The following is a 13,429-nucleotide window of genomic DNA, read 5'->3' on the forward strand; positions in this document are numbered from 1 at the left end:
CCACGCGACCGGTGCCGTCGACGATCAGCGCGTGCTCGCGCGGCGTGAGCGGGGCGTACGTCAGGGTGAGCACCGGGTTGGCGGCGAGGTTCGCCGGTATCGACCTCGCGATCCACGAGCCCGGTTACCAAGAGGTCGGCTGACCCTCAGGGTTCGACGAGGCCCGTCCCGGTGCGCCGGGGCGGGCCTCGCCGCGTACGGGGACCTTCGTCAAGGTATGCAGGCGACGTCACACATCCCTGGCGGAGCTCCGCGCGGGATGTGTTACTTCGGCTGCATACCTTGCTGGAGGAACAGCCCCTCAACGGGGCCCGTACGGAAGCTGCCTCGCCTGGTGCTGGATGCGGGCGCTGAGATCCTCGACCTCGGCGAGCACCGCAGGCGCGAGCCACACGGGGGAGCGACGGGTGCGCTTGGCGCGGGTGAGGACGCCGGCGCGCTCCAGGCCCTCGATCGTCCCCGCGGGGTCCTCGAGATCCAGCTGCTCGGTCACGAGCTCGACGTTGAGGATGGGCTCCTCGGTGAGCAGGTCGAGAAGACGGTACGTGGCGGTCCCAGGTCGCGGGCCGCCGGCCGCGTCGCCCCAGCCTGCCCGGATGCCCTCCAGCGTCTCGGCCGTCTTCCACGACTCGGTCGTCGCGATGGTCGTCGAGGCGGAGAGCATGGCGATGATCGTGGCCGCGGTGCCGGCCCGGTAGTCGTTGAGGGCGGCGAAGTAGCGGTCGCGGTGGGCGACGAGGGCCGAGGCGATCGGCACGGCCAGGTGGCGCGAGGCACGGCGCCGCCGGAGCACGGCGTGGATGAGCGCCCGACCGATGCGGCCGTTGCCGTCGATGAACGGATGGATCGACTCGAACTGGGCGTGCACGATGGCCGCCTGGGCGATGGGGGAGAGGTCGTCGCGATTCGCGAAGGAGACCAGGTCCTCGATGTAGTCGACGACGGTCTCCGGTGGCGGCGGCACGTGGAGGGTGTCGCGGGGCGCGTAGTCGGAACCGCCGACCCAGTTCTGCACGACGCGGAACCGCCCGGCGTTGGCCGCCTCGTCGGGGTGGCGGGCGAACAGGTCGCGGTGGGCGCGCAGGATCGCGTCGGAGGTGATCTTGCGGGTGGTGTCGGCCTCGCTGATCAGCCGCTGCATGGCCTGGGTCGCGGAGGCCATCGAGGTCGCCGAGGAGTTGGCGCCGATGCCGAGCAGGGCTCGCCCGTAGTCGGCCAGGCTGGCCTCGACGTGCTCGATCTTGGAGGAGTCGATCGCCTCGGTGCGCAGCTGCAGGTGGTTGAGCCCGTCCATCGTCCGGCCGTGGACCAGGTCGAGATGCCGCAGCGCGCCGGCGCTGGCGGTCGTCATCGCCGCCACCGGGCGTTCCAGGACCAGGTCGAGGTCGGCGATGTGGGGCGGCAGGGCCACCGTGACCTGCCGGAGCAGCCGGTCCGCCCGTGGACCGCGCGGGATCCGCTGCCGGTAGGGGCGCGTCACGTAGGTGTGCGGCGGCCAGTCGCTGTCGGTCACGGGGGAATCCTCGCACGGGCGTCCAGGCGCCGCGTACGCCTCCGCGCTCCGCGCGGTCACTTCCTCGCTCGGCGCGAACGGACGAGCAAGCTCGCCGCTCGACCCCGCTCCGGTCGCCTCGCGATTCTCGGCGTCCCGCGGCGCTGTGGCAGACTTGTGAGCCGGTCCAGTCGGCCGAAGCACGCTCCGAAGAAGACACCCGGAGGTGTCGCGACGGGCTCCTGCCACAGGGGGAACCGTACGCCGCCGGCCAACGTGGCTGGGCCACCGCCAAAGATCGCCCTGACCAGGGCATGGATGACCGCGATCGACCTGTGGCGAGCGCGAGGAGAGATGATGAGCAACGTACTCGCTGAGGTCGGCAACGCCTCCAAGCGCGACGACCTGCCGGAGTTCCGCGCCGGCGACACCGTCAAGGTGCACGTCAAGGTCGTCGAGGGCAACCGGTCCCGCGTCCAGGTCTTCCAGGGCGTCGTGATCCGCGTCCACGGTTCCGGCATCGGCCGCACCTTCACCGTCCGCAAGGTCTCCTTCGGCGTGGGTGTCGAGCGCACCTTCCCGCTGCACTCCCCGATCTTCGAGCAGATCGAGGTCGTCACCCGCGGTGACGTCCGTCGCGCGAAGCTCTACTACCTGCGCAACCTGCGCGGCAAGAAGGCGAAGATCAAGGAGCGCCGCGAGGCGTGAGCCTCGGAGGTCTGAGGGTTTCCTGAGCAGAGCGAGTCGATGAGGCTCGTTGTGGAGGAACTCTCTAGACTCACCGCGTGACTTCGAACGACCGCGATCCTTCCGTCGGTGTCGGGCCCCAGGCCCGCTGGGACGGGCCCGACATGGGGGGATCGCGGTCGTTCTCGTCTTCTCCCCAGGCGCCGCGATGGACCCCCGAACAGGTGGGTCACGGACGCGGTCCGCGCCACGAGGAGGACGACCACAAGCCGCGGCTCTCTGCCTGGCAGGAGGGCATCGTCCTGGTCGTGCTGGCGGTGCTGGTCGCGGTCGTCGTGAAGGCCCTGTTCGTCCAGGCCTTCTACATCCCCTCCGAGTCGATGGAGCCCGGACTGCAGGGCGGTCCGTCGGTGGCCACCGACCACCGGGTGCTCGTCGAGAAGCCGTCCTACTGGCTCTCCGGCACTCCCCAGCGCGGCGACGTCGTGGTCTTCTCCGACCCGGGCTCCTGGCTAGGGGCCGACGACTCGGCCGGTCCCGACAACATCATCGGCAAGGGCCTCGCCGTCATCGGGCTCTACCCCGAGGGCGGCCACCTGGTGAAGCGTGTCATCGGCGTTCCGGGCGATGTGATCGAGTGCTGCGACAAGCAGGGCCGGCTGATCGTCAACGGCGTCCCGATCGAGGAGCCGTACGCACGGCCCTCCGAGACCAAGTGCGGCCGCCCCAACAAGGAAGGCGAGTGCTTCGGGCCGATGCCCGGCACCCGGCACTGGGAGGTCGGCCCGGTTCCGGAGGGGTCGCTGTTCGTGATGGGCGACAACCGGGCCAACTCGGCCGACTCCACCGTGCACATGTGCACGGCCAACGAGACCGACTGCGCCCTGGTCCCGTGGGTGCCGGAGGAGAACGTCGTCGGCAAGGTCGTCGCCCTGGGCTGGCCGCTGGACCGCGCGAAGTGGATCCACCGGCCCGAGAGCTTCGAGGACGTGCCGTCACAGTGAGCAGTGCGCCTACCCTGCGTGTCGAGCGGTCGATGCTGCGCGACGGCATCACCCATCTCGGTGCCGTCGACGAGGTGGGGCGCGGCGCGCTGTGCGGGCCGGTCTCGATCGGGATCGTGGTGATCTCCGCGGCGACGCGGACGGCACCCCAGGGCGTACGCGACTCCAAGCTGCTCACCCCCGAGGCCCGCGAGGCGCTCGCGCCGAAGGTGCGCCGGTGGGCGGTCGACTCGGCCGTGGGGCACGCGCTGGCCTCGGAGATCGACGAGGTCGGGATCATGGCCGCGATGCGGCTGGCCGGGCAACGGGCGCTGGGTGCCCTGGACGTACGTCCCGACGCGCTGCTGCTCGACGGCAACCACAACTATCTGACCCCGCCGGTGCAGGAGGGGCTCTTCGGCGAGGTCTCCGCGATGGTGGAGGAGGTCGAGGTGCCGCCGGTGACGACGATGATCAAGGCCGACATGAAGTGTGCCGCCGTCGCCGCCGCCTCGATCCTGGCGAAGACCTCGCGCGATGCGCTGATGGTGGCGCTGCACGAGGAGTATCCCGACTACGCGTGGGCCGACAACAAGGGCTACTCCGCGCCTGCCCACATCGCCGCGCTCGAGCGGCTCGGACCGTCGGCATATCACCGCCGCTCGTGGAGTCTTCCCGGCACTTCGCCGGCGTTGGTCTTAGAGTCCTGATCATGAGCGAGCGCCAGCGAGCGACCATTGGCCTCAGGCCGCCGCGTCCGTACACTCCGCTTCCCTCGACGGAGGCGGCGGCATGAGTGCGGAGGATCTCGAGAAGTACGAGACCGAGATGGAGCTGACCCTCTACCGCGAATATCGCGACGTGGTCGGCATCTTCAAGTACGTCGTCGAGACCGACCGCCGCTTCTACCTGTGCAACCAGGTCGACGTGCGGGCGCGCACGGACTCGGGGGACGTCTACTTCGAAGTGTCCATGAACGACGTCTGGGTGTGGGACATGTACCGGCCCGCGCGGTTCGCGAAGGCGGTGAAGGTGCTCACCTTCAAGGACGTCAACGTGGAGACGCTCAACCCGACCGATATCGACCAGCCGCTGGACTGACGGTGCCCGGATCCGGGGGCCAGTTGCCATCCACAGGCCCATCTCGATCTGTGGTTATCCCCAGGCGTCCCGGAACCGGTCCGGACTGTCGGTGCTCGCGATGAGTCTGGACCTCGAAGCCGAAGGGCAGGAGGTCCACGATGAGTTCAACGGCACCGGCGCGGATCGCGCTGGGAAACTACGGCGAATCGGTCGCCGAGAGACATCTGGTCGAGGCAGGGATGACCGTGCTCGACCGCAACTGGCGCTGCGACGACGGGGAGATCGACCTGGTCCTCCGTGAGGGCGAGACGCTCGTCGTCTGCGAGGTGAAGACCCGCAGCCATGACGGCTGCGGCACCCCGCACGAGGCGGTCGACAAGACCAAGCTCGACCGGTTGAAGCGGCTGGCGGTCGCCTGGCTGCAGCAGCACGACGTGCGAGCCCCGGGGATCCGGATCGATCTGGTCGCGGTGATGCACGCGCCTCGCGGATCCGCGCTGGTCGAGCACGTCAGGGGCCTGTGATGGGATACGCGCGAGCTCACGGCGTCGCGCTTCGCGGCGCGGTCGGCCATCTGGTCGACGTGCAGGCCGACGTCTCGCCGGGTCTGGTCGGGGTCACGCTGGTCGGGCGTGCCGACAGTGTCCTGGCCGAAGGGCGCGACCGGGTGCGGATGGCGATCATCAACTCCGACCTCGACTGGCCCGCGACCAAGCGGATCACCGTGCTGCTCTCGCCGGCAGATCTGCCGAAGGGCGGCTCCCACTACGACCTGGCGATGGCGCTGTCGATCCTCGCCGCCGGCGGCGAGATCGAGACGGTCGGGCTGGAGCGTACGGTCTTCATCGGCGAGCTCGCGCTGGACGGTGGGCTGCGGCCCACCTCCGGGGTGCTGCCGATGGTGCTGGCCGCCTCGCACGCCGGGATCGCCCGGGTCGTCGTCCCGGAGCCGCAGGTGGCCGAGGCGCGGATGGTGCCCGGGATGGAGATCCTGGGGTTCCGCTCGCTCGGACAGGTCGTGGCCGAGCTGCGGGGAGAGCCGGTGCCCGACGCGCCGCCGGTCGCGACCGGCACCGGCGGCAGCCTGCTCGGCTGGCGCGGCGACCGCAGGCTCGACGACATGGACATGTCCGATCTGCGCGGCATGCCCGAGACCCGCTACGCGGTGGAGGTCGCTGCTGCTGGGGGACACCACCTGCTGTTGAAGGGCCCGAAGGGCTGCGGGAAGACGTCGATCGCCGAGCGGATCCCGACGATCCTGCCCGATCTCTCCCGCGAGGAGTCCCTCGAGGTGATGGCGGTGCAGTCGCTGGCCGGAGTGCTCGACGTCGACAAGGGACTCCTGACTCGGCCGCCGTTCTCGGCTCCCCACCACGACGCCTCGAAGCCCGGCATCGTCGGCGGCGGCAGCGGCCGGGTCCGGCCGGGCCAGGTCTCGCTGTCCCACGCCGGCGTCTTGTTCCTCGACGAGTTCCCGTTGTTCAAGAGCGACGTCATCGAGTGCCTCCGTGAGCCGCTGGAGAGCGGCGACATCACCGTGTCCCGTGGTGAGGAGTCGGTGACCCTCCCGGCGCGTGCTCTCGTCGTGCTCGCCGCCAACCCGTGCCCGTGTGGCAACTACGACGTCTCGGTCACCAAGGACGGCTGCATCTGCCGACCCAACGAACGCCAGACGTACGACCGCAAGGTCTCTGGCCCGATCACCGACCGCATCGACATCGTGCGAACGCTGCGGCCGATGTCCGAGCAGAACCACGACCCGTGGGGCTCGGAGACCAGCGCCGACATCCGCGAGCGGGTCACCACAGCCAGGCGCCGCCAGCGCGAGCGCTACGCCGACTTCGGCTGGCGGCTCAACGGCCAGGCCAGCGGGATCGCGCTGCGCGACAACTGGCCGTTGCCGCCAGCGGCCGAGGCGCTCATCGACTCTCGGATCTTCTCCGGCGCCCTGACCCGTCGTGGCGCGGTGCGAGTGCATCGTCTGGCGTGGACCGTCGCAGACCTCGCCGGGGTCGACTGGCCGGGCGTCGCCGAGACCGAGACGGCGCTCGCGCTGCGCGGCGGCGGCTCGCTTGCCGTCTCGGCCTTCGAGGGGAGGTCGGCATGACCGCAGCGCCCATGGCACCCGGCTTCACCGACCTCGAGCGTGAGCGTCTGGCCCGGATCGCGCTGACCCAGCTGGTCGACCCCGGCACCCCGCTGCTCGACACCTGCATGGTCGGAGCCACCGCGACCGAGGTCTATCGACGCTTCGCCGAGGAGGATCCAGAGCTCGGTGACGACGGGCTCGAGGCGAGGTCGCGGCTCGCCCAGATCCACCCCGACCGCGACCTGGAGCGAGCGACCAACGCCGGCTTCCGCTACGTCATCCCCGGCGACGAGGAGTGGCCCATCCAGGTCGAGCGGCTCGCCGGGCAGGAGCCACTCCAACACCGCACCGGCACGCCGCTCGGGCTGTGGGTGCGGGGACCGCTCCTGCTCAGCGACCTCGACCGCTCGGTCGCCGTCGTCGGCTCCCGCGATGCGACCGCCTATGGTGCCGACGCCGCGGCGCGGATCGCCGCCGACCTCGCGGTCAACGACTTCGTGACCGTCTCGGGCGCAGCAGTCGGCATCGACGCGGCGGCACACCGGGGAGCCCTCACCGGCCCGCCCGGTAGCACCGTCGCCGTCCTCGCCGGCGGAGTAGACGTTCCCTACCCGCTGCGCAACGCACGCCTGATCGACGCGATCGCCGAGACCGGAGCAGTGATCTCCGAGATCGCGCCTGGTCTCCCCGTCACCCGCTATCGATTCCTGTCCCGCAACCGGATCATCGCCGCCCTGGCGCGAGGCACGGTGGTCGTCGAGGCGGCCGCCCGCAGCGGCTCGCTCAACACCTCCCACTGGGCCTACAGCATCAACACCCCGGTGATGGCCGTGCCGGGTCAGGTGGGCGCGATGACGTCCGTCGGCACCCACGAGCTCCTCCGCAGTGGGAAGGGTGTTCTCGTCACCAACGGTCTCGACGTCCGCGAGCTCGTCGGCGACATGGGGGAGGCTCTCACGGCCGAGCCCCGAGGCCCCGTACGCCGCCGCGACTCGCTCACCTCTGTCGAGAAGCAGGTCCTCGACGCGGTCCCGGTGAGCAGCCCCTCCTCACAGCTCGAGATCGCGAGGTCGGCGTGCCTGCACCCGAAGACGGCCGGCACGGCGCTGTCACGACTGGAAGCGCTCGGGCTCGCCGAGCGGTTCCCCGAAGGGTGGCAGCTGGCTCCGGGCGCGGCTCGCACCTGAGACGAGCGTCGAGTCCTATCCTGGCTCGGGTGAGCGCTGATCCCGAGGCAGACCCGGAGGACGGTCCCGCGGACGCTCCCGAGAACGCGGAGCTGGGCGAGGTCTACGCCGCGCTGCTCGGCGACTACGAACGACACCTCAGCGCCGAGCGAGGCCTCTCCGAGCACACCGTCCGGGCCTACCTGGGCGACATCCGCAGTCTGCTCGACCACGCCGGCCGGATGGGCCGCACGAGTCCCGAGGCGATCGACCTGCGCACGCTACGCAGCTGGCTGGCCAAGCAGCAGACGACCGGCCACTCGCGTACGACCCTGGCCCGGAGGGCCACCGCGGCCCGCGTCTTCAGCGGCTGGCTCGTCCGGACCGGTCGCGCGCAGGTGGATGCCGGTGCCGCGCTCGGCTCGCCCAAGGCTCACCGAACCCTTCCGCCCGTACTGCGCCCCGACGAGGTCGAGTCCCTCATCGCCGCAGCCATCGCCGCGGCGGAGGACGGCACCGCGGTCGGGATGCGCGACATCGCCGTACTGGAGATGCTCTACGCGACCGGTGCCCGAGTCGGCGAGCTCGTCGGCCTCGACCTCGACGACGTCGACTACGAGCGCCGGGTGGTCCGGGTGCTCGGCAAGGGACGCAAGGAGCGGATGGTGCCCTTCGGTGGCCCCGCGGCGCGTGCTCTGGATCGCTGGATCGTCCGCGGCCGCCCCCAGCTCATCACCGAGTCCTCCGGCCCGGCCCTGTTCCTCGGAGCCCGTGGCGGCCGCCTCGACCAACGTGCCGTCCGCACCCTCGTCCACCGCCGCCTTGCCGACGTACCCGGCGCCCCCGACCTCGGTCCCCACGGCCTGCGCCACAGCACCGCCACCCACCTGCTCGAGGGCGGCGCCGACCTCCGCTCCGTACAAGAGCTCCTCGGCCACGCCAGCCTGGCCACCACCCAGATCTACACCCATGTCAGCAGCGACCGCCTCCGCAGGGCCTACCGCCAGGCCCACCCCCGCGCCTGATCCACCGAGACGCCACAACTACCGATTCGATGCGGCCTACGCAGGATCGCGTACGCAGCCCCCGCGGCCGAGCGGACGCCGACTCGCCGCCGCCGAGCCAGTCTGACGGCATGACCAGGAATTCGACGTCCAGAAGGCCGACCCGACTGCGGCCCGGCGTACGCAAGGCAGTGCTCGTGCTCCACCTCCTCGGGGTGGGAGCGTGGCTCGGCATCGACGTCGTGGTCGGCATCATGGCGGCCATCGGCACCGGGTCGGGCGATGCCGCCGACCGTGGCCTGGCGCTGCAGGTGATCGGCACCTACCTCGCCGGCCCGATGCTTGCCGCGGGAGTGATCGTGCTGGCGACCGGACTGGTGCTCGGCTGGGGGACCAAATGGGGTCTGGTGCGGTTCTGGTGGGTCGCGGTGAAGCTGGTCGTCAACGTGGTGCTGGTGGCGCTGATCCTCCTGGTCCTGATGCCGGGCATGGCGGAGGTGCGGAGCATCGGCGAGATCCTGGCCGCCACTGGCGAGCTGACCGGCGACGTGAGCGACCTGAGATTCCCGCCGGCGGTGTCGCTGACCGCGCTGACGATCGCGGTCGTGCTGTCCGTCTACAAGCCCTGGGGCCGCACAGGGTTCGGCGCCCGCACCTACCGGACCGGGTCGCCCCGCCAGAGTGGGAGCAGCCGCACCGGACGCGGTGCGTCGACGAGCAGCAGCGGGTCGAGGTAGACGTCGTCGGCGTTGCGGATCCACCCCCAGTGCAGGCACGCGCCGGGGAAGCAGTGGGAGCCGGCGACGCCGAGCCGGCCGAGAGCAGAACCGGCCCCTACCGACTCACCCTCGCCGACCGTGGCGACGACCGGCTCGTAGGTGGTCCGCGTGGCGCCGTGATCGACGCTCACCACCGGCTTGCCGGCGATCACCCCGACGAAGGCGACCGTGCCGGCCATCGCGGTGCGCACGACGGAGCCAGGAGATCCCGCCAGATCGACGCCACGATGTCCCGCGCCCCAGGGAGCGTCTGGAGGGTCGAAGCGGCGCACGATCTCCGGCCGCGGAGCCAGTGGCCATTCGCCCTGAGGCACCTCCTCGGCCTCTCCGACCGGGCTCGGACCCTCGCCGTGGCCCACAGCCCCACCCAGCGCGGCGCCGGACGGCGCGACCTCGGCACGTGGCGTTGCGAGGGCTGGGCCTGCAGGGGCGATGAGGACGACGAGAAACAGGGCCGCGACGAGGGCACGGGCCCGGTCGGAGAGGCGAAGCGAGGTCATGACGAGCAGACAACCGCGGATCGAGGACGCGTACAACGGCCTCCGCGCGACCTGTGGATAACCCGGTCCCGAGATACCCCTGTGGACACCGATCGGCCAGTAAAGGAGCAGGCGCCGCGGGATTGGCCCGAGACCCCCGTCGGCGGCTAGTCTTGGGACGGCAGCCCCCTGTGGGCTGACTTCGCACGCCAGCAGACCGCGACGGTGCCTCGCTCCGAGACGCCGGTCGCCCGCGGGCGCGGCCCTCAGTCCCGAGCACCACGCTCAGGTCGGACCGCGCGCAGGCGTCAGGGCCCATCACCACCGATGGGCGCGAAACTGAAAACCGACCGGCTCGCGCCAACACCCGCCCGACCTCGAGAAACGCAAGGTCGAGCCACCAGCGGTGCAACGCGGGCCACCACCTAGGAGAAAAACATCATGGCAGTCGTGACCATGCGCCAGCTCCTCGAGAGCGGCGTCCACTTCGGACACCAGACCCGTCGCTGGAACCCGAAGATGAAGCGGTTCATCCTCACCGACCGCAACGGCATCTACATCATCGACCTGCAGCAGTCGCTGGCCTACATCGACCGCAGCTACGCCTTCATCAAGGAGACCGTGGCCAAGGGCGGCACGATCATGTTCGTGGGCACCAAGAAGCAGGCCCAGGAGGCCATCGCCGAGCAGGCGACCCGCGTCGGAATGCCTTACGTCAACCAGCGCTGGCTGGGCGGCATGCTCACCAACTTCCAGACCGTGCACCAGCGGATCAACCGCCTCAAGGAGCTCGACGAGGTCAACTTCGACGACGTCGCCGGCTCCGGCCGCACGAAGAAGGAGCTCCTGCAGATGAAGCGGGAGCGCGACAAGCTCGAGAAGACCCTGGGCGGCATCCGCGAGATGGGCCGCACCCCGTCCGCCGTGTGGATCGTCGACACCAAGAAGGAGCACCTCGCCGTCGAGGAGGCTCGCAAGCTCCGGATCCCGATCGTCGGCATCCTGGACACCAACTGCGACCCCGACGAGGTCGACTTCCCGATCCCGGGCAACGACGACGCCATCCGCGCGGTCGGTCTGCTGACCCGCGTGGTCGCCGACGCCGTCGCCGAGGGCCTCATCGCCCGCTCCGGTGGCAAGACCGAGGGCGCCGAGGGTGCCACCGCCGAGGAGCCCCTGGCCGAGTGGGAGCGCGAGCTGCTGGCGACCCCGGCCGCCGAGGAGGCCAAGGCCGAGGAGACCCCGGCTGCTGAGGCCGCCGAGGAGACCCCCGCCGAGACCCCCGAGGCCCCGGCCGAGGCCTGAGCCTCATCGTCCACCCCAGAGCCACTAACAAGTCAGAGGAAGACACACATGGCTTACACCGCTGCCGACGTCAAGAAGCTCCGTGAGCTGACCCAGGCCGGCATGATGGACTGCAAGAAGGCGCTCGACGAGACCGACGGCGACTTCGACAAGGCTGTGGAGCTCCTCCGCGTCAAGGGTGCGGCCAAGGCTGCCGCCCGCGCTGCGGAGCGCACCACCTCGGCCGGCCTCGTGGCCGCGTCGGGCAACGCGCTGGTCAGCCTCCTCTCGGAGACCGACTTCGTCGCCAAGAACGAGGGCTTCGTCACCGCCGCCCAGCAGATCGCGGACGCTGCCAACGCCAACAAGGTCAACGACCTCGAGACCCTCAAGGGTGTCTCGCTCGGCGACAAGACGGTCGGCGAGACCGTCGAGGAGCTCGCCCGCACCATCGGCGAGAAGATCGAGCTCGGCCAGGTCGCCTACTTCGAGGGCGACACCACGGTCTACCTGCACAAGAAGGCCTCCGACCTGCCGCCGAGCCTCGGTGTCCTGGTCGCCTACGAGGGTGACGAGGCTGCCGCCAAGCAGGCTGCCCAGCAGGCTGCCGCGCTCAAGGCGCAGTACCTCACCTCCGACGAGGTCCCGGCCGACGTGGTCGAGGCCGAGAAGAACGTCCTCACCAAGAAGACGCTCGAGGAGGGCAAGCCCGAGGCTGCCGTCGCCAAGATCGTCGAGGGTCGCATCAAGGCGTTCTTCAAGGAGATCGTCCTGCTCGACCAGGAGTCGGTCTTCGAGTCGAAGAAGTCCGTCAAGCAGGTCCTGGACGCCGCCAACACGCAGGTGAAGCAGTTCGCCCGCTTCGACGTCGGCGCCTGAACCAAGCCTGACACCGCGCCGTGAAGGCGTGATCCGTTAGGTTGAGCAGCAACGTACGACGAAAGGAGCCGGTCCGATGAACCGAATGGTCATCATCGGACCGGCTCTTTCGTACGCCGAGAACTTCTGCACCACCCCGCACGACGTCGCCCGAGGAAAGGCCACGGCATGACCCGCTACCAGCGCATCCTGATCAAGCTGTCCGGAGAGAACTTCGGCGGTGGCGAGGTCGGCGTCGACCCCATCGTGGTCGCCTCGATCGCCAAGGAGATCGCCGCTGTCGCCGCCTCCGGCGTCCAGGTCGCGATCGTCGTCGGTGGCGGCAACTTCTTCCGCGGCGCCGAGCTGCAGCAGGCCGGCATGGACCGGTCCCGTGCCGACTACATGGGCATGCTCGGCACCGTCATGAACTGCCTCGCGCTGCAGGACTTCCTCGAGAAGGAGGGTGTCGACACCCGGGTGCAGACCGCGATCACCATGGGCCAGGTCGCCGAGCCCTACATCCCACGCAAGGCCATGCGCCACCTCGAGAAGGGTCGAGTCGTGATCTTCGGGGCCGGCTCCGGCATGCCCTTCTTCTCCACCGACACCGTCGCTGCCCAGCGGGCGCTGGAGGTCCACGCCGAGGTCGTCCTGATGGCCAAGAACGGCGTCGACGGCATCTATACCGCCGACCCGAAGAAGGACCCGACGGCGACGAAGTACGATGAGCTCACCTTCGGCGAGGCGCTGCAGAAGCAGCTCAAGATCGCCGACGCCACCGCGTTCGCCCTCTGTATGGAGAACAAGATGCCGATCGTGGTCTACGGCGCGGAGGACGAGGGGGCGATCTATCGCATCGTCCAGGGTGAGAAGATCGGTACGCTCGTCACCGCCGGCTGAGCGGCACGAGCCCACACGCCACCCCACACCCACAACACTTACGAGCGCACAGGAGCATCTGGTGATCAACGACATCCTCAACGAGGCCGACAGCAAGATGGCGAAGTCGGTGGACTCCACGCGTGAGGACTTCGCCACCATCCGCGCAGGCCGGGCCACCCCGCAGATGTTCAACAAGATCCTGGTCGACTACTACGGCACTCCGACGCCGATCCAGCAGCTCGCCTCCTTCACCAGCCCCGAGCCGCGGATCATCAACATCGCCCCGTTCGACATCGGCGCGATGGCCAACGTCGAGAAGGCGATCCGCGACTCCGACCTCGGCGTCAACCCGTCCAACGACGGCAAGATCCTGCGTGCGGTCTTCCCCGAGCTGACCGAGGAGCGCCGCAAGGAATACATCAAGCTCGCCAAGGAGAAGGCCGAGCAGGGTCGGGTCTCGGTGCGCCAGGTGCGCCAGAAGGCCAAGCAGGGCCTCGAGAAGCTCGAGAAGGACGGCGAGGCGAGCAAGGACGACGTCACCGGCGCCGAGAAGCGCCTCGACGGCCTCACCAAGAAGCACACCGACGCGATCGACGACCTGCTCAAGTCCAAGGAAGCCGAGCTGCTCGAGGTCTGAGCC

The 13,429-nt window shown here is 69.8% G+C and carries 15 protein-coding genes; 13 read left to right on the forward strand and 2 right to left on the reverse strand.

The features are described 5' to 3' along the window. Positions 1–301: 301 nt before the first annotated feature. Entirely contained in the window at positions 302–1,513 is a 1,212-nt protein-coding gene (locus tag ACFVJS_RS19485) for a Fic family protein (protein ID WP_378883673.1), read from the reverse strand. Between the two features lie 336 nt (positions 1,514–1,849). Between ACFVJS_RS19485 and rplS the strand changes: the two genes are divergently transcribed. The 9 genes from rplS to ACFVJS_RS19530 all read left to right on the forward strand — a co-directional run bounded on the left by rplS (position 1,850) and on the right by ACFVJS_RS19530 (position 9,241). Continuing rightward, positions 1,850–2,200, forward strand: a complete 351-nt coding sequence (gene rplS / locus ACFVJS_RS19490; protein WP_091050100.1) for a 50S ribosomal protein L19 — start codon at positions 1,850–1,852, stop codon at positions 2,198–2,200. Positions 2,201–2,277: 77 nt separating this feature from the next. Continuing rightward, a complete protein-coding gene (gene lepB, locus ACFVJS_RS19495) occupies positions 2,278–3,183 on the forward strand; it encodes a signal peptidase I (protein WP_378883676.1) in 906 nt (301 codons plus the stop codon). Next, positions 3,180–3,872 (forward strand): ribonuclease HII, encoded by a 693-nt coding sequence (locus tag ACFVJS_RS19500; RefSeq protein WP_378883678.1) that lies wholly within the window; start codon positions 3,180–3,182, stop codon positions 3,870–3,872. Before lepB ends, ACFVJS_RS19500 begins: the two co-directional genes overlap by 4 nt. 82 nt (positions 3,873–3,954) lie before the next feature. Next, complete coding sequence (locus ACFVJS_RS19505; RefSeq protein ID WP_045550889.1) at positions 3,955–4,263, forward strand: DUF2469 domain-containing protein; 309 nt, start codon at positions 3,955–3,957, stop codon at positions 4,261–4,263. 140 nt (positions 4,264–4,403) lie between these two features. Next, entirely contained in the window at positions 4,404–4,769 is a 366-nt protein-coding gene (locus ACFVJS_RS19510; protein WP_378883681.1) for a YraN family protein, read from the forward strand. Then, entirely contained in the window at positions 4,769–6,352 is a 1,584-nt protein-coding gene (locus ACFVJS_RS19515) for a YifB family Mg chelatase-like AAA ATPase (RefSeq protein WP_378883684.1), read from the forward strand. Before ACFVJS_RS19510 ends, ACFVJS_RS19515 begins: the two co-directional genes overlap by 1 nt. Beyond that, the gene (dprA, locus tag ACFVJS_RS19520) at positions 6,349–7,521 is read left to right on the forward strand and encodes a DNA-processing protein DprA (protein WP_378883687.1); all 1,173 of its coding nucleotides are present in this window, start codon (positions 6,349–6,351) and stop codon (positions 7,519–7,521) included. The genes ACFVJS_RS19515 and dprA overlap by 4 nt, the downstream gene beginning before the upstream one ends. A 29-nt stretch (positions 7,522–7,550) precedes the next feature. After that, on the forward strand, positions 7,551–8,525 hold the full coding sequence (locus tag ACFVJS_RS19525; RefSeq protein WP_378883690.1) for a tyrosine recombinase XerC: 975 nt from the start codon (positions 7,551–7,553) through the stop codon (positions 8,523–8,525). A 110-nt stretch (positions 8,526–8,635) separates the two neighbouring features. Further along, complete coding sequence (locus ACFVJS_RS19530) at positions 8,636–9,241, forward strand: hypothetical protein (protein WP_378883693.1); 606 nt, start codon at positions 8,636–8,638, stop codon at positions 9,239–9,241. Here ACFVJS_RS19530 and ACFVJS_RS19535 read toward each other — a convergent pair. Further along, positions 9,160–9,783: a peptidoglycan DD-metalloendopeptidase family protein gene (locus ACFVJS_RS19535; RefSeq protein ID WP_378883695.1), complete on the reverse strand. Its 624-nt coding sequence runs from the start codon at positions 9,781–9,783 to the stop codon at positions 9,160–9,162. The genes ACFVJS_RS19530 and ACFVJS_RS19535 overlap by 82 nt on opposite strands. A gap of 420 nt (positions 9,784–10,203) precedes the next feature. Here ACFVJS_RS19535 and rpsB point away from each other — a divergent pair, with 420 nt between their 5' ends. The 4 genes from rpsB (at position 10,204) to frr (ending at position 13,426) form a co-directional block, all read left to right on the forward strand. After that, complete coding sequence (gene rpsB, locus ACFVJS_RS19540; protein WP_378883697.1) at positions 10,204–11,067, forward strand: 30S ribosomal protein S2; 864 nt, start codon at positions 10,204–10,206, stop codon at positions 11,065–11,067. Positions 11,068–11,115: 48 nt separating this feature from the next. Further along, a complete protein-coding gene (gene tsf / locus ACFVJS_RS19545; protein WP_378883699.1) occupies positions 11,116–11,925 on the forward strand; it encodes a translation elongation factor Ts in 810 nt (269 codons plus the stop codon). Positions 11,926–12,093: 168 nt separating this feature from the next. Continuing rightward, the gene (pyrH, locus tag ACFVJS_RS19550) at positions 12,094–12,807 is read left to right on the forward strand and encodes a UMP kinase (RefSeq protein ID WP_328531688.1); all 714 of its coding nucleotides are present in this window, start codon (positions 12,094–12,096) and stop codon (positions 12,805–12,807) included. Positions 12,808–12,871: 64 nt separating this feature from the next. Then, positions 12,872–13,426, forward strand: a complete 555-nt coding sequence (frr, locus tag ACFVJS_RS19555) for a ribosome recycling factor (protein ID WP_378883702.1) — start codon at positions 12,872–12,874, stop codon at positions 13,424–13,426. Positions 13,427–13,429: the final 3 nt, after the last annotated feature.

This window comes from Nocardioides sp. NPDC057772 (genome assembly GCF_042798075.1).
In the GTDB taxonomy this organism is placed as follows: Bacteria; Actinomycetota; Actinomycetes; order Propionibacteriales; family Nocardioidaceae; genus Nocardioides.

Coding starts and splice junctions, on each gene's coding strand:
- ACFVJS_RS19530 (WP_378883693.1), top strand. CDS start 8,636: ATGACCAGGAATTCGACGTCCAGAAGGCCGACCCGACTGCGGCCCGGC.
- rplS (WP_091050100.1), top strand. CDS start 1,850: ATGAGCAACGTACTCGCTGAGGTCGGCAACGCCTCCAAGCGCGACGAC.
- tsf (WP_378883699.1), top strand. CDS start 11,116: ATGGCTTACACCGCTGCCGACGTCAAGAAGCTCCGTGAGCTGACCCAG.
- dprA (WP_378883687.1), top strand. CDS start 6,349: ATGACCGCAGCGCCCATGGCACCCGGCTTCACCGACCTCGAGCGTGAG.
- rpsB (WP_378883697.1), top strand. CDS start 10,204: ATGGCAGTCGTGACCATGCGCCAGCTCCTCGAGAGCGGCGTCCACTTC.
- ACFVJS_RS19505 (WP_045550889.1), top strand. CDS start 3,955: ATGAGTGCGGAGGATCTCGAGAAGTACGAGACCGAGATGGAGCTGACC.
- ACFVJS_RS19535 (WP_378883695.1), bottom strand. CDS start 9,783: ATGACCTCGCTTCGCCTCTCCGACCGGGCCCGTGCCCTCGTCGCGGCC.
- ACFVJS_RS19510 (WP_378883681.1), top strand. CDS start 4,404: ATGAGTTCAACGGCACCGGCGCGGATCGCGCTGGGAAACTACGGCGAA.
- ACFVJS_RS19515 (WP_378883684.1), top strand. CDS start 4,769: ATGGGATACGCGCGAGCTCACGGCGTCGCGCTTCGCGGCGCGGTCGGC.
- pyrH (WP_328531688.1), top strand. CDS start 12,094: ATGACCCGCTACCAGCGCATCCTGATCAAGCTGTCCGGAGAGAACTTC.